Source organism: Micromonospora lupini str. Lupac 08 (assembly GCF_000297395.2).
Taxonomy (GTDB): Bacteria; Actinomycetota; Actinomycetes; order Mycobacteriales; family Micromonosporaceae; genus Micromonospora; species Micromonospora lupini.
Window position 1 is genome coordinate 3,887,345 of sequence record NZ_HF570108.1, and the last position, 23,914, is coordinate 3,911,258.

General features: G+C 72.9%; 18 protein-coding genes, 2 pseudogenes and 1 riboswitch. Of the genes and pseudogenes, 9 read left to right on the top strand and 11 right to left on the bottom strand.

Features of this window, described 5'->3' with window-relative positions; all coding sequences use genetic code 11:
* Positions 1–47: 47 nt before the first annotated feature.
* Positions 48–2,207 (top strand): acyltransferase family protein, encoded by a 2,160-nt coding sequence (locus tag MILUP08_RS19005; protein WP_007460571.1) that lies wholly within the window; start codon positions 48–50, stop codon positions 2,205–2,207.
* 22 nt (positions 2,208–2,229) lie between these two features.
* On the opposite strand, the gene MILUP08_RS19010 is transcribed toward MILUP08_RS19005, so the two are convergent.
* The 4 genes from MILUP08_RS19010 to MILUP08_RS19025 are packed head-to-tail and all read right to left on the bottom strand — an operon-like array spanning position 2,230 to position 6,460.
* Complete coding sequence (locus MILUP08_RS19010; RefSeq protein WP_007460573.1) at positions 2,230–3,201, bottom strand: DNA polymerase domain-containing protein; 972 nt, start codon at positions 3,199–3,201, stop codon at positions 2,230–2,232.
* 37 nt (positions 3,202–3,238) lie between these two features.
* Positions 3,239–4,543 (bottom strand): acyltransferase family protein, encoded by a 1,305-nt coding sequence (locus MILUP08_RS19015; protein ID WP_007460576.1) that lies wholly within the window; start codon positions 4,541–4,543, stop codon positions 3,239–3,241.
* 22 nt (positions 4,544–4,565) lie between these two features.
* Entirely contained in the window at positions 4,566–5,540 is a 975-nt protein-coding gene (locus MILUP08_RS19020; protein WP_063827263.1) for an NAD-dependent epimerase/dehydratase family protein, read from the bottom strand.
* Positions 5,541–5,569: 29 nt separating this feature from the next.
* Positions 5,570–6,460 carry a glycosyltransferase family 2 protein gene (locus MILUP08_RS19025; protein WP_007460580.1) on the bottom strand — a complete coding sequence of 297 codons (891 nt, stop codon included), beginning with the start codon at positions 6,458–6,460 and terminating at the stop codon, positions 5,570–5,572.
* 207 nt (positions 6,461–6,667) lie between these two features.
* Here MILUP08_RS19025 and MILUP08_RS19030 point away from each other — a divergent pair, with 207 nt between their 5' ends.
* From MILUP08_RS19030 to MILUP08_RS19045, 4 genes are all read left to right on the top strand, one after another.
* Positions 6,668–8,227: a glycosyltransferase family 39 protein gene (locus MILUP08_RS19030; RefSeq protein ID WP_007460582.1), complete on the top strand. Its 1,560-nt coding sequence runs from the start codon at positions 6,668–6,670 to the stop codon at positions 8,225–8,227.
* A gap of 71 nt (positions 8,228–8,298) precedes the next feature.
* Positions 8,299–9,030, top strand: a complete 732-nt coding sequence (locus MILUP08_RS19035) for a histidine phosphatase family protein (RefSeq protein ID WP_007460584.1) — start codon at positions 8,299–8,301, stop codon at positions 9,028–9,030.
* Positions 9,014–9,883 (top strand): NAD(P)H-hydrate dehydratase, encoded by an 870-nt coding sequence (locus MILUP08_RS19040; protein WP_007460586.1) that lies wholly within the window; start codon positions 9,014–9,016, stop codon positions 9,881–9,883. Before MILUP08_RS19035 ends, MILUP08_RS19040 begins: the two co-directional genes overlap by 17 nt.
* A 91-nt stretch (positions 9,884–9,974) precedes the next feature.
* Complete coding sequence (locus MILUP08_RS19045) at positions 9,975–10,475, top strand: hemerythrin domain-containing protein (RefSeq protein ID WP_007460588.1); 501 nt, start codon at positions 9,975–9,977, stop codon at positions 10,473–10,475.
* A 61-nt stretch (positions 10,476–10,536) separates the two neighbouring features.
* Here the strand turns inward: MILUP08_RS19045 and MILUP08_RS19050 are convergent, their stop codons facing one another.
* The gene (locus tag MILUP08_RS19050) at positions 10,537–11,343 is read right to left on the bottom strand and encodes an SDR family NAD(P)-dependent oxidoreductase (protein ID WP_007460590.1); all 807 of its coding nucleotides are present in this window, start codon (positions 11,341–11,343) and stop codon (positions 10,537–10,539) included.
* A 149-nt stretch (positions 11,344–11,492) separates the two neighbouring features.
* A riboswitch (ZMP/ZTP riboswitch) is annotated at positions 11,493–11,582 on the top strand.
* A gap of 19 nt (positions 11,583–11,601) precedes the next feature.
* Here MILUP08_RS19050 and MILUP08_RS19055 point away from each other — a divergent pair.
* Complete coding sequence (locus MILUP08_RS19055) at positions 11,602–13,038, top strand: glycine hydroxymethyltransferase (protein ID WP_007460592.1); 1,437 nt, start codon at positions 11,602–11,604, stop codon at positions 13,036–13,038.
* Between the two features lie 131 nt (positions 13,039–13,169).
* Here the strand turns inward: MILUP08_RS19055 and MILUP08_RS19060 are convergent, their stop codons facing one another.
* The 6 genes and pseudogenes from MILUP08_RS19060 to MILUP08_RS19080 form a co-directional block, all read right to left on the bottom strand.
* Complete coding sequence (locus MILUP08_RS19060; RefSeq protein ID WP_007460594.1) at positions 13,170–13,430, bottom strand: hypothetical protein; 261 nt, start codon at positions 13,428–13,430, stop codon at positions 13,170–13,172.
* A complete protein-coding gene (locus tag MILUP08_RS19065; protein WP_007460596.1) occupies positions 13,430–14,758 on the bottom strand; it encodes an aminotransferase-like domain-containing protein in 1,329 nt (442 codons plus the stop codon). Before MILUP08_RS19065 ends, MILUP08_RS19060 begins: the two co-directional genes overlap by 1 nt.
* Before the next feature lie 3 nt (positions 14,759–14,761).
* Positions 14,762–15,877: an alpha-hydroxy acid oxidase gene (locus MILUP08_RS19070; protein ID WP_007460598.1), complete on the bottom strand. Its 1,116-nt coding sequence runs from the start codon at positions 15,875–15,877 to the stop codon at positions 14,762–14,764.
* Positions 15,878–16,112: 235 nt separating this feature from the next.
* Positions 16,113–17,033, bottom strand: a pseudogene (locus MILUP08_RS34710) (alpha/beta hydrolase); the annotation flags it as partial.
* 9 nt (positions 17,034–17,042) lie between these two features.
* Positions 17,043–18,253 (bottom strand): annotated as a pseudogene (locus tag MILUP08_RS19075) (cytochrome P450).
* A 67-nt stretch (positions 18,254–18,320) separates the two neighbouring features.
* Positions 18,321–19,625 (bottom strand): SGNH/GDSL hydrolase family protein, encoded by a 1,305-nt coding sequence (locus MILUP08_RS19080; protein WP_007460604.1) that lies wholly within the window; start codon positions 19,623–19,625, stop codon positions 18,321–18,323.
* A gap of 262 nt (positions 19,626–19,887) precedes the next feature.
* Between MILUP08_RS19080 and MILUP08_RS19085 the strand changes: the two genes are divergently transcribed.
* The 3 genes from MILUP08_RS19085 to MILUP08_RS19095 all read left to right on the top strand — a co-directional run bounded on the left by MILUP08_RS19085 (position 19,888) and on the right by MILUP08_RS19095 (position 23,899).
* Positions 19,888–21,447, top strand: coding sequence for an AMP-binding protein (locus tag MILUP08_RS19085; RefSeq protein ID WP_007460606.1), 1,560 nt, complete (start codon positions 19,888–19,890; stop codon positions 21,445–21,447).
* Positions 21,444–22,667, top strand: coding sequence for an MFS transporter (locus MILUP08_RS19090; RefSeq protein ID WP_007460608.1), 1,224 nt, complete (start codon positions 21,444–21,446; stop codon positions 22,665–22,667). The genes MILUP08_RS19085 and MILUP08_RS19090 overlap by 4 nt, the downstream gene beginning before the upstream one ends.
* 308 nt (positions 22,668–22,975) lie before the next feature.
* On the top strand, positions 22,976–23,899 hold the full coding sequence (locus MILUP08_RS19095) for an aminoglycoside phosphotransferase family protein (RefSeq protein WP_051065752.1): 924 nt from the start codon (positions 22,976–22,978) through the stop codon (positions 23,897–23,899).
* The last annotated feature ends 15 nt before the right edge of the window (positions 23,900–23,914 follow it).

Here is a 23,914-nt window from a genome sequence, read left to right on the forward strand (position 1 = left end):
GCCTGATTGAACGGTTTAGGGAATAAATCCCCCGTACGCTCCGCGACGTGGCTATCGCAAACGAGTTGTGGACACAGGCCAGGGTCGTCGCAGCCCCGCCGCCACCGCCCGCCCCGGCGTCGAGGCCGGTCAGCCCGCGCTCCTTCCGCGGGGACATCGAAGGCCTGCGGGCCGTGGCCGTGCTGCTGGTGCTCCTCGGCCACGCCGGAGTCCCCCACCTGCCCGCCGGCTTCGTCGGCGTGGACGTGTTCTTCGTGATCTCCGGCTTCCTCATCACCGGCCTGCTGCTCGAAGAGCTCGACCAGCGGGGACGGCTCTCGCTCGCCGCCTTCTACGCCCGACGGGCGAAGCGCCTGCTCCCCGCCGCCGCGACGGTGCTCGTCGCCACCCTGGTGCTGACGTACTTCTTCCTGCCTCGCGGCCGCTGGTCCACCACGGCCTGGGACGTCGTCGCCAGCGCCTGCTACGCCATGAACTGGCGCATGGCCGGACAGTCCGTCGACTACGTCGCCGCCAACAGCGCCCCGAGCATCGCCCAGCACTTCTGGTCCCTCGCCGTCGAGGAGCAGTTCTACCTCGTCTGGCCCCTGCTGCTGCTCGCCCTCGGCTGGTTCGCCCGCCGTCGGGGGCGCGGCCACCGTGGCCTCTACCTGCTCGGGCTGGCGCTGATCGCGATCCCGTCGTTCGCCTGGGCGCTGTACGTCTCGCCTACCGACCCGTCGGCGTACTACGTCACCACCACCCGGATGTGGGAGTTGGCCCTCGGTGGCGCCGTCGCCGTCACGGCGGCCCGGTCGAGCCGGTCTCCACGCCTGGTGGCCGTACCCCTGGCCTGGGCCGGGCTGCTCGCCGTCGGCGCGTCGGCGGTGCTGATCGGCTCGACTGCCGGCTTCCCCGGGTACGCCGCGCTCGGCCCCACCCTCGGCACCGCCGCCGTCATCGCGTTCGGACCGGCGGCCGGCCGCGCCGGGCCCGCCCTTCTGCTGGGCAGGCAACCACTGCGCTACGTCGGCGGGATCTCCTACTCGCTCTACCTGTGGCACTGGCCGGTGCTGATCGCCGCACAGGCGCAGTTCGGCGACCTCGGCGTCGGCGCCGCGCTCGCTGTCGTCGCCGTCTCGGCGATCCCCGCCGCGTTGACGTACCACCTGGTCGAGAATCCGGTACGCCGCTCACCAACCCTCACCGACCAGCCGGCCGTCGCCCTGCGCGTCGGCGCGGTGTGCACCGGCGCCGCCGCGCTGGCCGGCCTGGCGTTCCAACTGGCCATCCCCTCGGCGGACAGCCCGACCCCCGCCTCGTCGGTCATCATGGGCCAGGTGCCCGGCGCCAGCACGCAGGCCGCGCCACCGTCGGCGCCCGGCGCCGCGGCTCTCGGCTCCTCGCCGCGCACCAGCCGGGCCGGACTGCCCGTCGATCGGGTCGACTCGATCACTCCCAACCCGGTGACGGCTGCTCGGGACGCGCCGTCGTTGCTGGCGACGAAGAGCTGCCACGTGTCGCTGGAGTCCTCGACCCCGGAGGTCTGCGTCTACGGCAAGAAGGACGCGGCGACAACGATCGCGCTCGTCGGTGACTCCCACGCCGACCAGTGGGTTCCCGCCATGCGCGGAGTGGCGGAGACCAACGGCTGGCGGATCGCCACCTACACCAAGTCCGGCTGCCCGTTCCTCACGGCGGAGATCACCCAGAACGACAGGCCCTACACCTCCTGCACCGAGTGGAACCGGAAGGTACGCGAGGGCCTGCTCGGGGGAAGCCGGCCCGATCTCCTGATCGTCACCAACGCCGAGTACCCGGTCCGCGGCGAGCCGGGACGGTCCGCGATGGCCCGCGAGATGCGCAAGACGTGGAGCGGCATGGTCGCGGAGAAGATTCCGGTGGTCGTGCTGCGCGACACGCCCCTGCACCTGAAGGACGTCGCCGAGTGCGTGTCCAAGAACCCGAATCGGCTGACGAAGTGCGCCAACCCCCGGGAGGAGGTCCTCGGCCGCGGCGGCGGTCCGGCCCAGGAGGAGGCGGCCGACGGGCTCGCCGGCGTCCGCCTGGTCGACCTGAACGACTGGATCTGCCCCGCGGACCGCTGCGCCCCCGTCATCGGAGGCGTCCTCGTCTGGCGCGACGCGCACCACCTGACCGCCACCTACTCGGCGACTCTCGCGGGGCCGCTGGGCACAGCGCTCAAGCCGGTGGTCGCCGGGCTGTGACAGCTCCGGACGGGCGCACGGCTCACCGTTCGGGTGGGGCCTCCAGGCCCTCTCGGTCGGCCAGCTCCAGCAGGGGCTCCAGCGAGTGCCGGTCACTGTCGAGGCCGGCGTGCGGGTCGCCGCGCTCGGCGAACCGGGCCGGCACGGTGAGCACGTCGAAGTCCTCCGGACGGGCGTCGTCCAGCTCAGCCCAGTCCAGCGGCGCCGACACCAACGCCCGGGGCGTCGGCCGGATCGAGTACGCCGAGGCCATCGTGTGGTCGCGTGACATCTGGTTGTAGTCGACGAAGACCGGACGGTCCCGCTGCTCCCGCCACCAGGTGGTGGTGACCAGCTCCGGCAGCCGGCGCTGCATCTCCCGGCCCAGCGCGAGCACGGCCCGGCGGCACTCGCCGAAACTCCACCTCGGCTCGATCGACAGGTAGACGTGCAGGCCCCGCCCACCGGTGGTCTTCGGATAGCCGGTCATGCCCAGCTCGGCGAGGAACGCCCGCACCTCCCGGGCCACCGGCACCACCTGCTCGAAGCCGACGCCGGGCATCGGGTCGAGGTCGATGCGCAGCTGGTCGGGGCGCTCCACGTCGCCGGCGGACACCGGCCACGGGTGGAAGCGCAGGGTGCCCAGGTTGGCCGCCCAGATCACCACGGCCAGCTCGCTCGGCGCGACCTCGTCGGCGGTACGGCCGCTGGGGAACGTGATGTGCGCGGTCCGCACCCACTCGGGCGCGCCCGCCGGCAGCCGTTTCTGGTAGAACGCGTCACCGCGGTTGGTCTGCCGGGTAGCGATCGTCGCACCCTCGAAGACGCCGCGCGGCCAGCGTTCCAGCATGGTCGGCCGGTCGCGCAGCGCCCGCAGGATGCCGTCGCCGACCGCCAGGAAGTAGCGGACCACGTCCAGCTTGGTCAGCCCGCGCTCCGGGAAGTACGGCTTGTCGGGGCTGGAGACGCGGACCAGCCGCTCCCCCACCTGGATCTCCTCCGCCGCCGTCGCCACGCCCCCGAGGGTACGACGTGGGGGCCGGCTCGGAGGGCTACCGCCCGTGGACCAGCGTGGCGGGCTGCTGTGGCAACTCCTCCGTCGGGCCGCCGACCGCGACCGGCTGCGTCCCGGGCGGCTCCTCGGCCACCGCGGTCTGCTGCTCGACAGGCACCGTCCGCGCCGTCCGGCGGGCCACGAAGCCCGGCGTCCAGTCCTTCAACCGCAGGGCCGGCCGCTCGACGAGCTTCCACGACACGAACGCGGCGGCGAAGGCGACCGCGACCGACATCGCCGCGAACGGCACGTACCCCCAGCGGCTCCAGCCCAGGCTCGCCATCACCTGCTGGAAGACGAACCCGTAGATGTAGATGCCGTACGAGTAGTCGTTCTTGCGGCCCACCCAGTGCAGCTCGCGCGGCATCCGCACCGACAGCCACACCAGCAGGTACGCGAACGCCGGCAGCCCGATGGCGAAGAAGCCGCCGAACAGCAGCGACAGCCCCAGCGCAACGGCCGAGCCGATGCCGAGCGCGTCGTTGATCGGCACCCGCTCCCGGTAGAGATCGAGGGTCGCGCCGAACGCGAACAGGAAGCCCAGGTAGACGATGTAGTGGAAGCTCATCACACCCACCAGGGGCGAGTCGAAGGACCAGCTCGCCGTGGACGCGGGCCCGCTGAACTGCCCGGAGCTCACCCAGTCCTGCAGGATGCTCAGGTAGAGAGCGACGGTCAGGAACAGCACGAACCGGCGGGCGTTGCGCAGCACCGCGGTCACCGCCAGCACACCGACCACGACGTAGCAGAACATCTCGTACTTGAGCGACCACAGGGCGCCGTTGAAGACGCTGGAGCCGCTCTTCTCACCCCACGGGGTGGTCGGCTTGAGCAGGTCGTGAATGCCGTACTGCCGGACACCGGTCCACCAGTTGGCCTGCAGGTAGGCCAGGGGGCCGCCCCGGTCCCAGGGATTGTCGAAGAACCCGGCGGTGCTGCCGTGCTCGCGCAACGCCACAAGCGGGGCCACCACCAACGCGGTGATCAGCAGGCAGACCCAGAGCCCGGGGAAGATGCGCAGGGCCCGGTGCCAGGCGTAGCGGATGATGCCGGTCCGCCGGGCGCTGCGGGTGATGAGCAGGCCGGAGAGCACGAAGAAGCCGTACACGGCCATGGTGCCGACGTTTGTCTGCCGACCGGTGAGGTGGTAGCCGAGGTCGTTGGCCCCGAAGCCGAGCGGCTTGGAGTGCGACAGGACGACGCCCACGGCGAGGCAGAGCCGGATCAGCCCGATGCCGTTGCTGCGGCCGGAGAGCAGATCGGCGAGCGTGCCACGGGAGCGGACGAGGGCGGGGGTAGTCATGCGGTCAGGAACCTCTCGACCATCAGGCGGGCACCTCGGCGCCGGCGTGCTCCCACAACTGCTTCATCTCGGTGTGCAGATCCTCGCTCGGCGACCAGCCGAGCACCTCGGCGGCCAGCCCGACGTCCAGGCGCTGCCAGCTCGTCTCGGCCGGGCCGGTGGGGTCGGCCTCGACCAGGTCGGTCGGCACCTCACTCACGTCGATGAGGAGGTGGACCATATCACGCGCGCTGGTGGCCTCCCCCCGCCCGATGTTGATCACGTGGCCGGCCGCCGCGGGGCGGGTCGCGGCCAGCAGCACGGCGGCGACGACGTCGCTGAGGCCGACGAAGTCACGCCGCGAGCCCAGCGGTGCCAGCTCCAGCCGGGCCCGCTCACCGGCGCGCTGGGCGGCGCGCAGCCGACCCGCGACCACCCCGAGCAGGCTGTGCCCGGGCTGGCCGGCGCCGATGACGTTGCCGACCCGCAGCGTGACGCCCTCGATCAGGCCCTGCCGGTGGGCCTCGGCGACCGCCGTGGTGCAGCGCAGCTTGAACTCCCCGTACGGCATGACCGGCGCGGGCGGCAGAGCCTCGGGCATCGAGGTGTCGACCGGAACCAGCCCGTACTCGTGCACGCTGCCCAGCTGGATCACCCGGACCCGCCCGGGCAACCGGCCGGCGGCCTCGATCAGCCGCTCGACGAGGGTGACGTTGACCGCGAGCATCTGCGCGTCGGTGAGCCCCCACATGCCGCCCGCGGCGTTGATCACCACGTCCGGGTCGAGGTCGCGCAGCACGGCGGTGATCTCGTCGACGTCGGCGGCGGCCAGGTCCAGCGCGCGGACCGCGACGCCCGGCCCGACGTCGCGCGCGGTGCGGGCCACGGCGATGACTGTGTGCCCCTGGTCGACAAGCGCGCGGCAGATGGGGCGGCCGAGGAAACCGGTGCCACCGAGCACGGCGACCCTCCGCCGCTGTCCGGCGTCCTCCGCCGAGTGCCGTGGTTCGACGATCATGGCGTTGGCGTCTCCCTGGCTGCGGTCGGTCATCGGCCCGGCCCGAACGCGTGCCGCGACAGGCTCTTCACGCCCGTCATCCGGCCGGCGAGGACCGCCGTCGGCAGCAGCGTGATGGCGTGCAGCCGAGACGACAGGTAGCGGCGGGCCGCCCGCGCCGCCCGGGGCCAGCCCTGCTCGTCCATCCGCCGGGCGACGTCGACGAAGTACGCCCGCGCCTCGGTGAACCGGGAGCCGGTGATCGCGTCGGCGGCGGACTTGCTGACCGCGTGCCGCCGGTACTGGAAGCACAGGGTGGTGTCGACGGCCATCTGCTCGCCCCGCTGGATCAGGTCGATCACCAGGGCCAGGTCCTGGATGACCTGGAACTCGTCGCGGAAGTCCACGGCCTTGAGCGCGTCCGTCCGCCAGCAGATCGACGGGAAGTAGAACCAGCAGCCGCGCAGCAGGCTGGCCGCCAGGTCCTCGCCGCCCATCAGCTCCCGGGACTCGACCCGCGGGGCGTAGAGCCGCCGCTTGACCTCGTCGGCCAGGGTGCTGACCACCGTGCCGGTGGCGTCGATGATCTCGACCCCCGGCTGGACCATGCCGACGCCCGGGTACTGCTCGATCACCGATCGCACGGTCGCGACGTAGTTGGGGTGCATGATGTCGTCCGTGCCCATCATCACCAGGTACTCGTGCTCGGCGAGGCCGACGCACTTGCGGTAGTTGCCGGTGACCCCGAGGTTGCGCTCGTTGCGCTGGTAGCGCACCCGCTCGTCGGTGATCTGCGCGAACCACTCCGGCACGCCCGGCTCGGTGCCGTCGTCGACAACGGTCAGGCGCCAACCCGGGTCACTCTGCGCCATCACGCTGCGTACTGCCGCCTGCATGAGGGGCACACTCCCGTAGTACGGCAGCATGATGTCGACAATCATGGGTTCCGCGGGCCTCACTGTGTGTGGTGATGGTGCTCGAAGGGCGCGGCCACATTATCAGGCATCGCGTCCGTTTCCCGCATCGGCGAGCCGGCCCGACGGCCGTCGCGCCGCCACCGCCAGTGACCGGACGACGGGTCCGACGGCGACCCCGGCGAGGGCTATCATCGTCGCGCCCGCACCGCACGCCCCCCCGATCGGACGCCGATGCCAGACCGCGCCGTCACCACGGACGCGCCCCCCGCGCCTACCGACGCGGGGCCGCCCCCGCCCGCCACCGGGCCGGCCCGACGGCGACTCCCCCTCGTCCGCCGACTCGTGCTCAGCGTCTGGTTCTGGCCCACGGCGTTCGCCGCGCTCGCGGTCGGCTGGCGCCTCGGCGGCCCGGAGATGTGGCACGACGAGCTGGTGACCGTCGACGTGGCGACCCGCTCCACCGGGCAGATCCTGGGCATGCTGGCGAACGTCGACGCCGTGCACGGGACGTACTACCTCTTCATGCACGGCTGGACGACCCTGTTCGGCACCGGCCCGGCCGTCGTACGGCTGCCGTCGGCGCTGGCCATGGTCCTGGCCACCGCGTGCGTGGCACTGGTCGGGCGACGGGTCTTCGACCAGACGGCGGGGATCGCCGCCGGGTTCGTCTTCGCCCTCGTGCCCACCGTCACCCGCTTCGGGCAGGAGACCCGGTCGTACGCCTTCGTCGTCCTCGCGGCGGCGGCGGCCACCCTGTTCCTGCTGCGCGCGTTGCAGCGGCCGGGGTGGCTGCGTTGGGCCGCGTACGTGCTCGCCGTGGCCGGCATCGGCCTGGTGAACGTGGTGGCGCTCACGCTGCTGCTCGGGCACGGCGTGGCCGTGTTGATCCACTGCTGGCGGGAGCGCCGCTGGTGGTCGGTGGCCTGGTTCGCGCTCGCCGCCGCCGCCGGGGTGGGGATCGCCGCGCCGGTGATCCTGCGCGGCATGAAGCAGGCGGGCCGGCAGATCAGCTGGATCCCGGACAGCGCGCCCTGGACGGTCTGGGAGCAGGCTTTCGGCTCGGTGCTGCTCGCCGCCGCGATCACCGCGCTGGCCGTGGTGGGTGTGCTGACCCACGTGCGCCGCGACGCGGCCGCCCGGACCGCCGCGGCGGCCGTGATCGCCGCCCTCCCGCTGCCGGTGATCCTGCTGGCCTCCACCGGCGACATCAACTACTTCTTCTCCAAGTACCTGCTGTTCCTCCTGCCGGCGTGGGCGGTGCTCGCCGGCGCGGGCGTCGCCGCGGTGCGCCGCGCACCGCTGGTCGCGGTGGGACTGGTGGCGCTCGCCGCCCTGAGCGTGCCCGGTCAGCTCGCGCTGCGCGGGGAGTACTCGCACGGGTGGTACACGTATCCGCAGGCGCGGGCGTTCAAGCCGCTGTCCTACTCCGAGGCGGCGCGGGTCATCGAGGCCGGTTACCAGCCCGGCGACGGCCTCGTCGCGGGCGGCCCCTGGTGGTGGATGCACGAGCCCGGGGTGCGCTACTACCTTCCGGCGGACGTGTCGCCGCGCAACGTCTTCCAACAGCAGTCGGCGGCCCGGCGCAACGAGCTGTTCGGCGCGGACTGCGCCACTCCGGCCCGCTGCCTGCGCGACGAGCCCCGGCTGTGGGTGCTGCTGCCGACGGTCACCGACGCGCCGCTGACCGGCCTGCCGAAGAAGCAGTCCGCAGTACTCGCCCAGCGCTACGACGTGGTCCGCGTCACGCACGTGACCGGGCTGACCGTGGCCCTGCTGCAACGGCGCGGCTGAGACGCCGCACCGGCCGTACGGCGTGCCGTCGGGCGCGGTTACCGGACACGACGCCCGGGTAGGGGGTCGGCATGGCGGAACTGTCGACGCTCTGGATCATCCGGCACGGGGAGAGCACCGCGAACGTGGCGGCCACCCGTGCCGAGGCGACCGGCTCGGAGGTGATCGGGCTCAGCCACCGCGACGCCGACGTGCCGCTCTCCCCCACCGGCGAGGAGCAGGCCCGGGCGACCGGCCGGTGGCTCGCCGGGCTGCCCGAGGACCGACGCCCGGACGTGGCGGTCGTCTCGCCGTACCTGCGGGCGGTGTCCACGGCCGAGCTGGCGCTGCACGGCACCGGTGTGCCGGTGAGCCGGGACGAGCGGCTGCGCGACCGGGAGCTGGGCATCCTCGACGGCCTCACCGGCCACGGGGTGCGCAACCGGTTTCCGGACGAGGCCGAGCGCCGCGACCGGCTGGGCAAGTTCTACTACCGGCCGCCCGGCGGTGAGGCCTGGACCGACGTGGCGCTGCGACTGCGGACGCTGCTCGGCGACCTGCGCCGCGACCACGAGGGCCGGCGGGTGCTGCTCTTCGGCCACGACGCGCTGGTCTTCCTGCTTCGCTATCTGGTGGAGGGACTGACCGAGCCGGAGCTGATGGCGCTGACCCGCGAGCATGTGATCGCCAACTGCTCCATCACCGACTGGTCCGCCGACGACCAGGGCCGGCTGACGCTTGGCGGATTCAACGAGATCGGCCACCTGCACCGGCAGGGCGCCGAGCCGACCAGGGAGGACGAGATCCATGCCGAACCGGTCTGAGGTGCAGGTGATCACGCCGGGGCTGCTGCGGGACTGGGCGCTGCCGGTGCCGGTCGGCGGCAAGGAGAGCCGGGGCACCGTGCTCGTGATCGGCGGGTCCCGCTTCACCCCCGGGGCGGTCCTGCTCGCCGGGGTGGCCGCGCTGCGCGCCGGCGCCGGGGTGCTCCAGCTCGCCGCCGCCGAGTCCACCGCCGCCACGCTGAGCATCCAGGTGCCCGAGGCGCTTGTGGTCGGGCTGCCGGAGACCGCCGACGGCGCGGTCGCCGCCGACCAGGACGGCCAACTCGGCGAGCTGGTCGCCGCCGCCGACGTGGTCGCCCTCGGCCCCGGCCTGAAGGGCATCGACGAGACCACTCGGCTGCTGGACCTCGTCCTGGAGGCGGCGGAGCCGCGCACCCCGCTGGTCCTCGACGCGTACGCCCTGGGCGCGCTCAGCCACGAGCCGAAGCTGTTGGTCGGCTCGGGCCGCCCGGTGGTGCTCACCCCCAACGTCACCGAGGCCGGGCACCTGCTCGGCCGCGATCCGGGCGACGATCTGGGCTCCGAGGCCGCCGAGCTGGCCGAACGGTACGAGGCCGTCGTCTCCCTCTACGGGCACGTGGCCGCCCCGGACGGGCGTGGCTGGCGGGAGGAGAGCGGGGACGCCGGTCTCGGCACGTCCGGCAGCGGGGACGTGCTCGCCGGCCTGCTGACCGGGCTGCTCTCCCGGGGCGCCGAGCCGGCGCAGGCCGCCTGCTGGGGGGCGTTCGCGCACGCCGTGAGCGGCCAGCGGCTGATCCCCCGCTACGGCCGGATCGGTTTCCTGGCCCGGGAACTGCTCGACGAGATCCCGCGCACCCTGGCGACCGTCTGAGCGGGCGACTTCGGCCTTATTCTCCCGTTTCCCCAGCTCATCCTCGGGGTACCGAACCGACACCAGACGAGCTACCAAGGGGGTCACGCCGGTGTCGACCGATGCCATCGTCCTGCTCAAAGAGGACCACAAGGAGATGCGCCGCCTGTTCAAGGCCTTCCAGGACGCCGAAGAGGGGCCCGCGAGCAAGCGGCAGAAGCTGGTGGACCAGATCCTGGAGGCCCTCACGGTCCACACCTACCTGGAGAACGAGGTGATGTACCCGGAGGTCCGCCGACTCCTGCCCGACCTGGAGGACGACATCCTCGAGTCGTACGAGGAGCACCACGTCGCCGACGTGCTCTGCCTCGAACTGGCCGCGATGAACGCCGACGACGAGCGCTTCAACGCCAAGACGACAGTGCTGATCGAGAACGTCACCCACCACGTCGAGGAGGAAGAGGAGGAGTGGTTCCCCAAGGTCCGCGAGGCGTTGGGCCGCAAGCAGCTCCAGGAGATCGGCGAGAAGATGATCGCGTTGCGCGCGGACGCGCCGCGTACCCCCACGCAGCCGAAGGCGATCAAGAAGGCACGTGAGGCGGTGACGGCCTGAGCCCAGCACCGTCCGACGAGGGGCCCGGCGCGCTGCCGGGCCCCTCGTCGCGTACCGCGAATCAGTCGCCCGATCCCGGCTCGGCCATCCGACGGTGCTGCTCGGCCTTGAGCTTGTCCGGGATGATCTTCCCGGCGGCCGTCTGCACCTTGTTCACAAGCGAACCGGCGGTGACGGTCTGGTCGCCCTTCATCAGCGCGGCGAAACCCTGCGCGGCGACCTCGGCCGGGGCGTCCTTCTTTCCGGCACCCACCCGGGTGTCCTGCATCTCGGCCCGCTCGAAGAACGCGGTGTCGGTCGGCCCCGGCATCAGCGCGGTCACCGTGACGCCGGTGTCCTTCAGCTCGTTGCGCAGCGCCTCCGCGAAGGACTGCACGAACGACTTCGACGCGTTGTAGACCGCCTGGAACGGTCCCGGCATGGTGGAGGCGATCGACGAGGTGAACAACACCCGGCCCGCGCCCCGCTCGACCATGCCGGGCAGCAGTCGCTTGGCCAGGTGCACAGTCGACCGCACGTTGAGATCGACGATCTCCAGCTCGTCACGCAGGTTGGTGCCGCCGACGAACGCGCCGCCGGCTCCCCGACCGGCGTTGAGCGCCAGCGCGTCCAGGGGACGTCCGGTCCTGGCGACCGCGCTCACCAGCTCCTCCACGCCCTGCTCGGTGGACAGGTCGACGCGGACCGGCTGGATCTGGGCGCCGCCGTCGCGGCGCAGCTTGTCGGCGGCCGCGGCGATGCCGTCGTCCTCGGCGGCGACGACCAGGTCGAACCCGTGCTCGGCGAACTGCACGGCCAGCTCGTACCCGATTCCGCTGGACGCCCCGGTGACCAGGGCGAGCGGCCGGCCGGTGGTCGGTGTGGTCATGGTTGTCGACTCCTCTCGTACGGGCGGCGGCCGCATCCGCGTGGGTGCGGCAGACCTCTGTCGAATGCCCTCACACGGGCGGTCCAACCACCTCGGCGGGTCACGTCGGTAGGTCGGCCGGGTCCGCGCCGGCCGGCCCCGGTAGGATCGGCGCGGGCCGTTACTGGCGCGTGGGGATGGAGAACCATCGGGGAGCGGCCCCGTCACACGGACGTTTGCCGAGCGCCTGGGCCTTCCCGCACGTCTGTTGGAGGTCGCATGTCGCACAACGCCGAGTCCACCGCATTCCGGAGCGCCCTCGAGGTGATCCGGGCCGTCGAGCCGCGGGTGGCCGACGCCATCGGCGCCGAGCTGACCGACCAGCGGGAGTCGCTCAAGCTCATCGCGAGCGAGAACTACGCCTCCCCGGCGACCCTGCTGGCCATGGGCAACTGGTTCAGCGACAAGTACGCCGAGGGCACCGTGGGGCGTCGCTTCTACGCCGGCTGCCAGAACGTCGACACCGTCGAGGCGCTCGCCGCCGAGCACGCCCGTGAGCTGTTCGGCGCGGCCCACGCGTACGTGCAGCCGCACTCGGGCATCGACGCCAACCTGGTCGCGTTCTGGGCGGTGCTCGCCGACCGGGTGGAGTCCCCCGCCCTGAAGAAGGCCCAGGTCCGCCAGGTCAACGACCTCACCGAGGCCGACTGGTTCGCGCTGCGCCGCGAGCTGGGCAACCAGCGGATGCTCGGCATGTCGCTGGACGCCGGCGGTCACCTCACCCACGGTTTCCGGCCGAACATCTCCGGCAAGATGTTCGACCAGCGCAGCTACGGCACCGACCCGGTCACCGGCCTGATCGACTACGACCGGGTCGCCGAGGCGGCGCGCGAGTTCAAGCCGCTGATCCTGGTCGGCGGCTACTCGGCGTACCCGCGGAAGGTGAACTTCCGGATCCTGCGGGAGATCGCCGACTCGGTCGGCGCGACCTTCATGGTCGACATGGCGCACTTCGCGGGCCTGGTGGCCGGCAAGGTCTTCACCGGCGACTTCGACCCGGTACCGCACGCGCACATCGTCACCACCACCACCCACAAGTCGCTGCGCGGCCCGCGCGGCGGCATGGTGCTCTGCCAGCCGGAGCTCGCCGACCAGGTCGACCGGGGCTGCCCGATGGTGCTCGGTGGTCCGCTGCCGCACGTGATGGCCGCCAAGGCCGTCGCCCTCGCGGAGGCCCGCCGGCCCGACTTCGCCGACTACGCCCAGCGGATCGTGGACAACTCGCAGGCCCTCGCCGAGGGGCTGCTGCGCCGGGGCGCGACGCTAGTCACCGGCGGCACCGACAATCACCTGGTGCTGATCGACGTGTCCGGCTACGGGCTCACCGGCCGGCAGGCCGAGCAGGCCCTGCTGGACTCGGGCATCGTGACCAACCGCAACTCGGTCCCGCAGGACCCGAACGGCGCCTGGTACACGTCCGGCATCCGGATCGGCACCCCGGCGCTTACCACCCGCGGGCTGGGCACCGCCGAGATGGACCAGACCGCCGAGCTGATCCACACCGTGCTGACCCAGACCACGGCCGGCGCCAACGCCGACGGCACCCCGTCCAAGGCGAAGTACACGCTCGACGCCGACCTGGCCGACAAGATCGCCCAGCAGGCGACGGACCTGCTGGCTCCCCACCCGCTCTACCCGGGCATCGACCTGGCCTGACGGCCGGGCCTGCCGCACCGGCCGGGCGGTCGGTGGCACTCACTCCAACGAGCGGTATACCGCAGAGTCATAACTACTGACTCGTGCGGTATACCGCTCACCGGTGTGACCGCCCCGGCGGGCGGCGGGGGTCAGTTCAGGGGACGCTTGAGGTGGTAGCGGTGGACCTCCGTGCTGCCCTGGACGTTGTTCACGTCCTCGGCGGCCGAGACCAGCTCCCAGCCCTCCCGCCCCGCGCGATTGAGGTGCGCGATGGCCGTGTCGCCGTAGGCGGTGATGTCCTTGCGCGACCCGTCCGGGCCGTACCAGACGAACGAGACGGTGAAATTGCGGCCCTGTCCCTGATAGCGGCGGACGAGCAAGGCGTACTCCCAGGCAACCATGCGGCCCATTATGACCGTCCACCCAGGAGCTGGTCGGTGATGAGGGCGGCGAGCCGGTCCAACCCCTGATCGATCTGCTCGGGCGTCACCGCGCTCACCGACAACCGCAGCGCGCACACCGGCGCCGTGTCGTCGTAGAAGTGCGCCATCGGCGTCCAGAGCACCCCGTAGTCCCGCGCCGAGCGGTCCAGCAACGCGTCGTCGACCGCGAACGGCACTGTCACCACCACGAAGAACCCACCGGCCGGCACCGTCCACCGCACCACCGCCGGCCGGCCCGGCCGGTCCGGGAAACGCCGGGCCAGCCCGGCGACGAGATGACGCAGATTGCGGGCGTACGCGGCCCGCTCCCGGGTGTTCGCGGGCACCAGGCTGCACCCGTGCTCCAGCAGCCGCCCGCCGATCACCGCCTGCGCGATAGGTGAGGTGTTCACCGTGACCATGCTCTTGATCATGGCGAGCTGGTCGGCGAGCGGGCCGACCCGGCCGTCCGGCCCGGCCACCCGCTGGTCGGCGACCACGTAACCGACCCGCGCCCCGGGCAGCACGGTCTTGGCGAACGAGCCGAGGTAGACCACCCGACGGTCGGTGTCCAGCGCCTTGAGAGTGGGCGGACGCGGCCCGTCCTCGACGGGAAACAGCCCGTACGGGTTGTCCTCCAACAGCAGCAGGTCCTCCTCGGCGGCCAGCGCCAACAGCCGCCGCCGGTCGGCGACGTCGATGCTGACCCCGGACGGGTTGGCGAAGTCCGGCAGCACGTAGCAGGCGCGCGGCCGACGCCCCTCTGCCCGGGCCCGCCGCGCCTGCGCCCGCAGGTCGTCCAGGTCCACCCCGGACGGTCCACCCGCGACCGGCCACACCGGCAGGTCCACCAGCCGGGCCGCCCCGGTCAGACCGACGTAGGTCGGGGCGACCGCCAGCAGCACGTCCGCCGGGCCGGCCCGCAACGCCCGCAGCACCAGGAACATCGCCTCCTGGCAGCCGACGGTCACGACGACGGCCTCCGGGTCGACGGTGATCCCCTCGTCGACCGCGAGGTTGCGGGCGACGAGGTGGTGCACGATGCCCTTGGTCCGGCCGTACTGCAGCAGCAGCCGACGCGCCTGCTCGGGCGTGTGACCCCGCTCGTCGACGAGATGCCGATGGAACGTGTCCAGGTGCCGGTGCACCGCCGCGACGTCGAAGAACTCCTCGTACGGGCGCCCGGCCGCGAGCGACACCGCCGCCGGATAGCGTTCGGACACCTCGTTGAGGAAGTTCATCGAGGTCAGCGCCGGGTCGCCCAGCGCGGGGTGCAGATCGGCGACGCTCAGGTCGACCGGCTCGGTCGCGGTCACCGCTCAGCCCACCGCGAGCGTACGCAGCTCGGCCGCCGCCGCCGGGTCGGCGCAGCCGGCCAGGGTGAGGGCGTCGCGCACCTCGGCGGCGAGCAACGCCAACGCGTCCCGCGCGCCACGCTGCCCGCCGACGGCCAGCGCCCAGAGCAACGGACGACCCACCAGGACGCCCGCCGCGCCCAACGCCAGCGCCCGCAGCACGTCGGTGCCCCCACGGATACCGCTGTCCAGCAGCACCTGAGCACCGTCGCCGACGGCGTCGACGACCTCCGGCAGCATGGTGACGCTCGCCGGCGCACCGTCCAACTGACGCCCGCCGTGGTTGGACACCACCACCGCGTCCGCCCCGATCCGCACCGCCTCGACCGCGTCGCGGGGATCCAGCACCCCCTTGACGACAAGCGGCAGGTCGACGTGCTCCCGCAGCCAGGCCAGGTCCGTCCAGCGCAGGGCCGACTCGAACGACGCCTCGGTGTGCGCGGCGATCCCGGACACACCGGGGGCGCCGGCGTGCGCCAACGCGTCCCGGCCGTGCGGCAGGTTCGCGGCGACCACGTCGGCCGGGAGGCGGAACGCGTTGCGCAGGTCGCGCGGGCGTCGACCGAGCACCGGAACGTCAACGGTGACCATCAGTGCCCGGCAGCCCGCCGCGACGACCCGGTCGAGCAGATCGCGGACCAGCGCCCGCTCCCGCAGCCAGTAGAGCTGGAACCAGACCTCGGCGCCGGCTGCCGTGATCTCCTCGATCGGCGTGCTGCTCAATGTGCTCGCCACATACGGCACGCCGGCCGCGCCGGCCGCCGCCGCGAGGCCCAGTTCCCCGTCCGGGTGCACGAGCCGCTGGTACGCCATCGGCGCCACCCCGACCGGCATCGCGTACGGGCGGCCGAGCAGCCGGGCGTCGAGGTCCACGGCGTGGCTGCCGCGCAGCACCCGGGGCAGCACGGCCACCCGGTCCAGCGCGGCCCGGTTGGCGGCCAGGGTCACCTCGGCCGCGCTGCCGCCGGCCACGTAGTCCCACACGTCCGGGGCCAGCACCGCCCGCGCCCGCTGTCCGTAGTCGGCGAGCGTCACCGCCGGCGTCCCGGTCGGCAGGTCGGCCAGCACCGGCTCAGCCACCGCGCACCCCCGCGACACCCGGGCCAGCGTCGGCCGACGCGATACCCGGGCCAGCGTCGGCCGGGCCAGCGTCGACCGGGCCAGCGTCGACCGGGCCAGCGTCGACCGGGCCAGCGTCGACCGGGCCAGCGTCGGCCAGGGCAGCGTCGGCCAGGGCAGCGTCGGCCAGGGCAGCGTCGGCCGGGCCGTTGTCGGCCGGGCCGGCGGCCGGTTCGTCCCGGCGCGGCGGGAGCCCGAAGCGTTCCCGCAGGAACGCCGCCGCGCGGTGCTGTGCTCTCCGGCCGTCGGTGAAGACGCCGGGCATGGCGAAGAACCCGTGGACCATCTGCGGATAGTGATCGAGGCGGGTGGGCACACCGGCCCCGCGCAGCCGCTGCGCGTAGCGCTGCCCCTCGGCGCACAGCGGGTCCAGCTCGGCGGTCACCACAAGCGCCGGAGGCAGGCCGGACAGGTCGTCGGCGAGCAGTGGCGACGCCAGCGGATCCCGGGAGTGCTCCGGGTCGGCCAGGTAGTGCGTGCGGTACCAGACCACCGACCGACGGTTGAACAGCGCCGGGTCGTCGCCGACCGGGCCGGACGGCTCACCGCTGACGTCGGTGTTCGGATAGACCAGGAGTTGCGCCACGAGCGCGGGCCCGTCCGAGCGGCAGAGCAGGCTCACCGCCGCCGCGAGGTTCCCGCCCGCGCTGTCCCCACCCACCGCCAGCCGGGTCGGGTCCACCCCGAACGAGTCGGCGTTCCCGGCGATCCACACGGTGGCGGCGTGGCAGTCGTGCACCGCCGCGGGGAACGGGTGCTCCGGGGCCAGGCGGTAGCCGACGGTCACCACCTGGCATCCCACCGCGTTGGCCAGTCGTCGGCAGATGCCGTCGGCGGTGTCGATGCTGCCGAGCGTCCACCCGCCGCCGAAGAAGTACAGCAGGGTGGGCAGCGGCCCCGACCCGGCCGGCCGGTACACCCGGATCGGCAGGTCACCGCCGGGCCCGGGGATGCGCTCGTCGCGTACCTCGGAGACCTGCTCGACCGCGCCGCCGCCGGCGCGGATCGCGGCCAGGTCCGCGGCGCGCGCCTCGGTGAGGGTCTGCGTGTACAGCGGCGGCGTGCCGGCCGCGGCGCGGGCCGCGCGATAGGCCGCCACCTCCGGGTGCAGGGCCATGCGGGTCTCCTATCCGCCGGTGCTGACCAGCAGCTTGTCGATGCCGCGCAGGAAGAGGCTGCCGCTGTACGTCGGGGTCTCGGTGACCGCGAGCCGGGGAACCGGGCGAACAGGCGGGGCAGGGCGAGACGGCCCTCCAGCCGGGACACCGCCGCGCCGAGGCAGAAGTGCAGGCCCACCCCGAAGGCCAGCGACGGCGGCCCGGGACGGGTGGGATCGAAGGCGTCCGGGTCGGGGAACCGCGCCGGGTCCCGGTTGGCGGCCCCGATGATGATGAGCACGTTGTCGTCCCGGGCGACCGGCACGCCGGCCAGCACGGTGTCCTCCGGCGCGGCCCGGGCGAGGAAGTGCACCGGGCTCTGCAGGCGCAGCACCTCGTCGACGCAACCCCGGGCGAGGTCGTCGTCGGTGGGCAGCGCGGTGACCGCCCCCGGGTGGTCCAGCAGCAGGGGCAGGCCGTTGCTGAACATGTAGACGGTGGTGACGAAGCTGGCGTTGAACAGGACGATCAGGTTGCTGATCAGCTCCTCCTCGGTCAGCTCCACCTCGCCCGAGCCGACGGCCTCCACCAGACCGCTGATCAGGTCCTCGCCGGGCGTGCGGCGGCGGTGGGCCAGCAACTCCCGGTAGAACGCCCGCAGCTCCTGCGCCGCGGTGTTCGCGGCGGCCAGCCGCTGCGGGGTCTTCCCGGCCACGTCCAGGAACTCGTCGATGCGCTCCACCCGGTCCCGGTACCAGGGCAGCTCCCCCGCCGGGATGCCGATGAACTCCGCCATCACCAGGGCGGGAATGGGGTACGCGAAGTCGGCCACGAAGTCGACGACACCGTCACCGGCGTCGGCCATCCGGTCCAGCAACTCGTCGACGACCCGCAGGATCACCGGCTCCAACGCGCCGAGGCGGCGCGGGGTGAAGGTGCGGGAGAAGACGTGCCGCATCCGGGTGTGGTCGGGCGGGTTGATGAACATCATCGAGGTCTGGAAGGTCCGCAGGATCTCGTGGTCCTCCCAGCCCGGCGGGGGCTGTTTGGTCCACTGCGGATCACGCAGCAGCCCGTCGATCAGGTCGTAGCCGACCGCCACCGCGGACACCGTACGGTGCTCGGCGCGCGGCGGCACGGCGCTGACCGGCCCGAGCCGGTGCAGTTCGGCGTACCACGGGTACGGATTCTGGCGGCCCTCTTCGCTGTACAGGCCGGTGAGCAGGTCCTGCACCGTCACGACGTTCTCCTCCCCAGGATGTCGGCGCCCAGGGGCGGCGGGATCGTCCGCCGCCCCCGGGCCGGTGTCACAGGCCGAGCAACCGCAACGGCACGGCGTCGGCCAACGCCTGGTTGCCGGCGTCGTTCGGGTGGATGTGATCCCCCGAGTCGTACGCAGGCAGCAACTGGCTGGGCCGGGCCGGGTCCCGCAGCACCCGGTCGAAGTCGAGCAGCCCGTCGAACTCCCGGCTGCCGCGCAGGTACGCGTTCACGGCCTGCCGGGTGGCCTCCTTCTCCGGCGTCCACACACCGGGAGCGCCGTGCCCCTCGTACGGGGTCAGTGTGGCCACCAGGCTGGTCAGCCCACGCTGCTGGAGCTGCTGGTTGATCTGCCGCAGGGTGGCGATGATCGCCTCCGGCGGATCGTTGGACATCCAGATGTCGTTGATGCCCAGGTGCGTGACGACCGTACGGACCCCGGTCTGCGGAAAGACGTCCTCGTTGAGGCGGGCCGCGGCGTTGGGGCCGAGCTGAAAGTAGCCGGGGTAGTCGCCGGCGCCCGGCTCGGTGCCCTCGTGGTTGAGGCGGTTGCCGGCCAGGCTCAGGTTGAGCACGCCGGGGGTGCGTTTGTCCGGGCGGTCGGCGAGCAGACGGTCGGAGAGCAGGTCGGGCCAGCGCCGGTTGGCGTTCACCGTGCTGCCGTTGCCGTCGCCGATGGAGTCGCTGAGCACCACAAGCGCGCCGGGGCTGGCCTTGCGCTGCACGTCCACCCCGGACAGGAAGAACCAGCAGCAGGCGGGTCGGATGGTGAACCCGGCGCCGTCGGCGGCCCCGGTCAGGTCCCCGGCGCCGATGAAGTTGGTCTGCTGGGACTGCCCGTGGAAGGTGGTCGGCCCGGTCGGCGTCGGGAAGTGCAGGGTGACCACCAGGTCGCTGTCGTCCGCGACGGTGAAGGTCAGCGGGTCGCTGAGCAGCTCGGCGCCCCGGTTCATGATGGCCGAGGCGGCCCCGGTGAACGTCAGCGGGCGCAGCGAGGCCGGGTCGATGTCGGAGACGTCGTCGACGGTCGCCGCGTTCGGCCGGGCCACTGTGGCACGCCCCACCCGGACGGCCTGCTCACCGTAGAGGTTGCTCAGCCGTACGCGCACCGCCGGGCCACCCACCGAGACGTGCACGACCATCCGGACGCTCTGGTCGTTCAGGCCGGTGTTGGTCAACCCGACCGAGTTGCCCCGGGTCACCGCGGCGGCCCAGCTGCCCGCCCACTCGCCCCGGTCCGGCCGGGCGGCGACGGTCGACGATCCGCCGGCGCTGGCGACGACGGCGGGTGTGGCCGTGACCAGCAGCGCCGCGGCCGCGGCGACGACATGCCATCTCTTCGGGGTCGACATTGAACCTCCATCGTGTCGGCAGCCCAGGGCCGTCCGCTGACGGCTCCCGCCTGGACGATGGTCCAGAAACCTAGCCGCCGCCGATGACGGGCGTCAATCAACCTGATCGACGCGATCAAATGTCCACCGGGCCTGCCGGATCGCCCTTCGGCCCGGTCCCGCCGCGCCCTCGCCGGCCTAGGCTCGCAGGCGGCGGCGGTGCGGTCGTCTCGTCACCGGGAAGCGGCCCGGGGCCGCCGCTTTCTCGGATGGGGGCTGCCGAATGACTGACGGACCCGGGCACACGACGACATACGTGGACAGGGCACTGGATCTCTTCGCCGACTTCGGCGACCGGGAGGCGCTGGTCGGCGGTGACCGCCGCATCACGTACACCGAGGCCGCCGCGCTGGTGCGCACGATGGCCGCGGCCCTGACCCGGCACGGCGTACGGCCCGGCGCGGCGGTGCTGGTGACCGTGGCGAACGCCGTGGAGGGGCCGCTGCTCCAGCTCGCCCTGCACCTGCTCGGCTGCCGGACGATGTGGGTCGCCCCGGTCACCGCCCGCCGGGAGGTCGACGAGTTCATCCGGCTGGCCCGCCCCGACGCCCTGGTCTACGACGCCCGTGACCCGGCCAGCCTGGGGCCGGAGCTGGCCGTCGCGCTGCCCGGCGTGCCGGTGTGCTGCCTGGGCGCCGGCGGCGCGGGCCCGGACGTCACCGCCGACACCGAGACGACGGACCTGCCGACATCCGTGCCGGCGCCGGAGTCGTTCCTGCAGACCAGCGGCACCACCGGCGCTCCCAAGCTGGTGCACCACACCGAGAGCTTCTACGCCCAGATCCTCACCCTCGCGGCCGACTTCCGGGCCGCCGGGTTCCCGCTGCTGCGGCACCTGTCGCACTCGCCGATGTGGTTGGCAAGCGGCCAGATCACCACCCTGTTCAACCTGTTCACCGGCGGGGTGCTGTTCCTGCGCGACGACTGGGACCCGGTGGCGTTCGTGGCCACCGTGCAGCGGGAGCGGATCAACTCCACCTTCGTCACCCCGCCGATGCTCTACGAGCTGCTGGACCACCCGGCGCTGGTGGGCGCCGACTTCTCGGCCATGTTCATGTTCAACGTGGGCGCCGGGCCCGCCGCGCCCGCCCGGCTGCGCCAGGCCATCGCGCGGTTCGGCCCGGTGCTGCGCATCGTGTACGGCCTCAGCGAGGCCGTGGTCATCACCGCGCTGCCCGGGCTGACCGACGATCCGGAGCACCCGCAGCGGCTGCGCTCCTGCGGGCGACCCTACGGCGACGTCCGCATCGAGATCCGCGACGACGACGGCACGGTGCTGCCGACCGGCCGCGACGGCGAGGTGTGGGTGCAGACCCGGCTCAGCTTCGCCGGCTACCACGGTCAGCCCGAGTTGACCGCGCAGACCCTCGTCGACGGCTGGGTGCGTACCCGCGACATCGGCCACCTCGACGACGACGGTTTCCTCTACCTGGTCGACCGGGCGCACGACATGATCGTGACGCACCGACGGAACTGGGCGATCTTCTGCCGGCCCATCGAGGACGTGCTGGCCGGGCACCCGCAGGTGCGCGCCGCCGCCGTGATCGGCGTGCCGGACGAGACGGTCGGCGAGGTGCCGTACGCGTACGTGGTGACCGCGCCCGGGGCGACGGTCACCGCGGCGGAGCTGATCGACCTGGTGACGGCCGAACTCAACGAGATGTGGGCGCCGGCCGCTGTGGAGTTCGTCGACCGGTTGCCGGTGAACCGGTCGGTGAAGGTGGACAAGCGGGCGCTGCGCGAGCGGTACGCCGCCGGCCGGTCGGCGGCGGTCGGGGCGTGACGCCCCGCCGGCAACTGGTCGTCCTGGTCAGCGCGGACCTGGTCTCGAACCTGGGCACCCGCATCTCGGTGGTGACCATCCCCTGGCTGGTGCTGGTCACCACGGGCAGTCCGACCAAGATGGGTCTGGTCGCGTTCGCCGAGACGCTGCCGTACCTGCTGTCCAGCGCCCTGGGCACACCCTGGGCGGACCGGATCGGCCTGCGTCGCACGTCCATCCTGTGCGACGCGGGCAGCGCGGTGGCCATGGTGGTCGTCGCGTTGACCCCGTGGCTGGGCTTCGCGCCCCTGGTGGCGCTGGTCGCGGTCGCCGGCGCGCTGCGCGGCATCGGGGACCGGGTCAAGCACGTCATGTTCCGGCCCGTCGCCGAGGCCGCCGGGGTGCCGCTGATCCGCCTGACCTCGGCGTACGACGGGCTGAGCCGGGTGGTCACGTTGTTCGGCGCCGCCGTGGGGGGTCTGTTGATCGCCGCGTTCGGGGTGAGCCAGGCGATCCTCATCGACGCAGCCAGCTTCGCGATCTGCGCGCTGCTCATCGGTCTGCTGGTCCGACCACCGGCCGCCCCGGCGCAGCCCACCGCACCGGTCGGCTACCTGCGCGCGTTGCGTGACGGGTTCAGCTACCTCGGTCGGGACCGGCCCCTGCTGGGCATGCTGGTGGTCGTCTCGGCGCTGAACATGGTCGCCAACGCCAGCGTGGCCGTCTACATCCCGTTCTGGGTGGCCCGGGAACTGCACGGCCCGCGCGGGCTCGGCCTCGTGCTGGCGGCGTTCTCGGCGGGCGCGCTGCTGGGCAACGTGCTGTTCACCGCGCTCGGCCCCCGGCTGCCCGGCCGGCTGACGTTCCTGCTCGGAGCGACGGTCGCCGGAACGCCCCGACTGGTCGCCCTGGCGATCAGCGACGAGTTGCCGGTCGTGCTCGTGGTGACGTTCCTGTCCGGGATCGGCATCGCGGCGGTCAACCCGCTGCTCGGGGTGGCGCTCTACGAACGAGTGCCGCCGGACCTGCAGACCCGGGTGCTCGGCATCGCCGGCTCGCTGGCCTTCGTCGGCCTGCCGGTCGGCGCACTGCTCGGCGGCTGGTCGGTGGACGCGCTCGGGCTCACCCCGGCGCTGCTGGCCATGGCCGTGGCGTGCCTGCTCGTCACCGCGTTCCCACTGGTGGCCAGGGCGTCCAACCCAAAGACGCCGACGCGGCCCACACCTGCCGCCACCGCCTGACGTCCCACTGCCCAGCGGGTCGCGACCACCTCCTGCGCCTCCTTTGCTCTGCTTCAACCCACGCACCACTTTCGGGCCGTAAGTGGTGCGCCGGTTGAAGCAGAGCAAAGGAGGCAGGTGAGGTGCGGCCCGGCCCGCCCCCGCGCCTCCCGCACGCCCGCGCCTCCCGCACGCCCGCGCCTGCCGCACGCCCGCGCCTCCCGCAGCCCCGCGCCTCCCGCATGCCTGTCGCGAGCATTGGTCCGACCGGTCCCGCCGTCGGCGCAAATCGCTTGCGGGCGGCCGGCGGAGCCCGCAGGCTCGGGCGGATGAGCGCACAGCCCGCACCCGACGCGCCGCACACCTATGACACGACGGCCCGGCGGATCGACGCGGACCTGGTCCGCCGACTGGTCGCCGAGCAGTTTCACCGGTGGGCCGAGCTGCCGGTACGCCCGGTCGAGGTCGGCGGCTGGGACAACCGCACCTTCCACCTGGGCGAGGACATGACCGTGCGGCTGCCCAGCGGCGAGGGGTACGCGTCGCAGGTCGCCAAGGAACAGCGCTGGCTGCCGTGGCTCAGCGCGCGGCTGCCACTGGAGATCCCCACCCCGCTGGCCCACGGGCGACCCGGCGCGGGCTACCCGTACCCGTGGTCGGTCTACGGCTGGATCGACGGCCGGACCGCGCGTCCCGAACGAATCGACGACCCGACCCGGTTCGCCAGCGACCTCGCCGCCTTCCTGCGTGCCCTGCGCGCCGTCGACCCCACCGACGGCCCGGCGGCCGGCCCGCACAGCGCCTGGCGCGGTGGCCCACTGTCCACGTACGACCCGGAGACCCGGGCGGCGATCGGGGCGCACCGCGACCGGCTGCCCGTCGACGTGGTCACCGACATCTGGCAGGCCGCCCTCGACGCCACCTGGTCCGGGCCGCCGGTCTGGTTCCACGGCGACGTCGCGGACGGCAACCTGCTGGTCCGCGACGGCCGGCTCGCCGCCGTCATCGACTTCGGCTGCTGCGGTGTCGGCGACCCCGCCTGCGACACCGTGATCGCCTGGACCCTGCTGCGCGGCGCCGCCCGGGCGACGTTCCGCGACGCGCTCGACGTCGACGCGGCCACCTGGGCGCGCGGGCGCGGGTGGGCGCTGTGGAAGGCGCTCATCACGCTGGACGCCCCGGCGCCGGCCACGGCGGCCTGGGCCCGGCAGGTGCTCGACGAACTGCTCGCCGAGCACGCCGTGTCGCGCTGATCCGGGCTTATCGGG

Coding starts and splice junctions, on each gene's coding strand:
- MILUP08_RS19015 (WP_007460576.1), bottom strand. CDS start 4,543: ATGACTACCCCCGCCCTCGTCCGCTCCCGTGGCACGCTCGCCGATCTG.
- MILUP08_RS19020 (WP_063827263.1), bottom strand. CDS start 5,540: ATGATCGTCGAACCACGGCACTCGGCGGAGGACGCCGGACAGCGGCGG.
- MILUP08_RS19025 (WP_007460580.1), bottom strand. CDS start 6,460: ATGATTGTCGACATCATGCTGCCGTACTACGGGAGTGTGCCCCTCATG.
- MILUP08_RS19030 (WP_007460582.1), top strand. CDS start 6,668: ATGCCAGACCGCGCCGTCACCACGGACGCGCCCCCCGCGCCTACCGAC.
- MILUP08_RS19035 (WP_007460584.1), top strand. CDS start 8,299: ATGGCGGAACTGTCGACGCTCTGGATCATCCGGCACGGGGAGAGCACC.
- MILUP08_RS19040 (WP_007460586.1), top strand. CDS start 9,014: ATGCCGAACCGGTCTGAGGTGCAGGTGATCACGCCGGGGCTGCTGCGG.
- MILUP08_RS19050 (WP_007460590.1), bottom strand. CDS start 11,343: ATGACCACACCGACCACCGGCCGGCCGCTCGCCCTGGTCACCGGGGCG.
- MILUP08_RS19055 (WP_007460592.1), top strand. CDS start 11,602: ATGTCGCACAACGCCGAGTCCACCGCATTCCGGAGCGCCCTCGAGGTG.
- MILUP08_RS19060 (WP_007460594.1), bottom strand. CDS start 13,430: ATGGGCCGCATGGTTGCCTGGGAGTACGCCTTGCTCGTCCGCCGCTAT.
- MILUP08_RS19080 (WP_007460604.1), bottom strand. CDS start 19,625: ATGTCGACCCCGAAGAGATGGCATGTCGTCGCCGCGGCCGCGGCGCTG.
- MILUP08_RS19085 (WP_007460606.1), top strand. CDS start 19,888: ATGACTGACGGACCCGGGCACACGACGACATACGTGGACAGGGCACTG.
- MILUP08_RS19095 (WP_051065752.1), top strand. CDS start 22,976: ATGAGCGCACAGCCCGCACCCGACGCGCCGCACACCTATGACACGACG.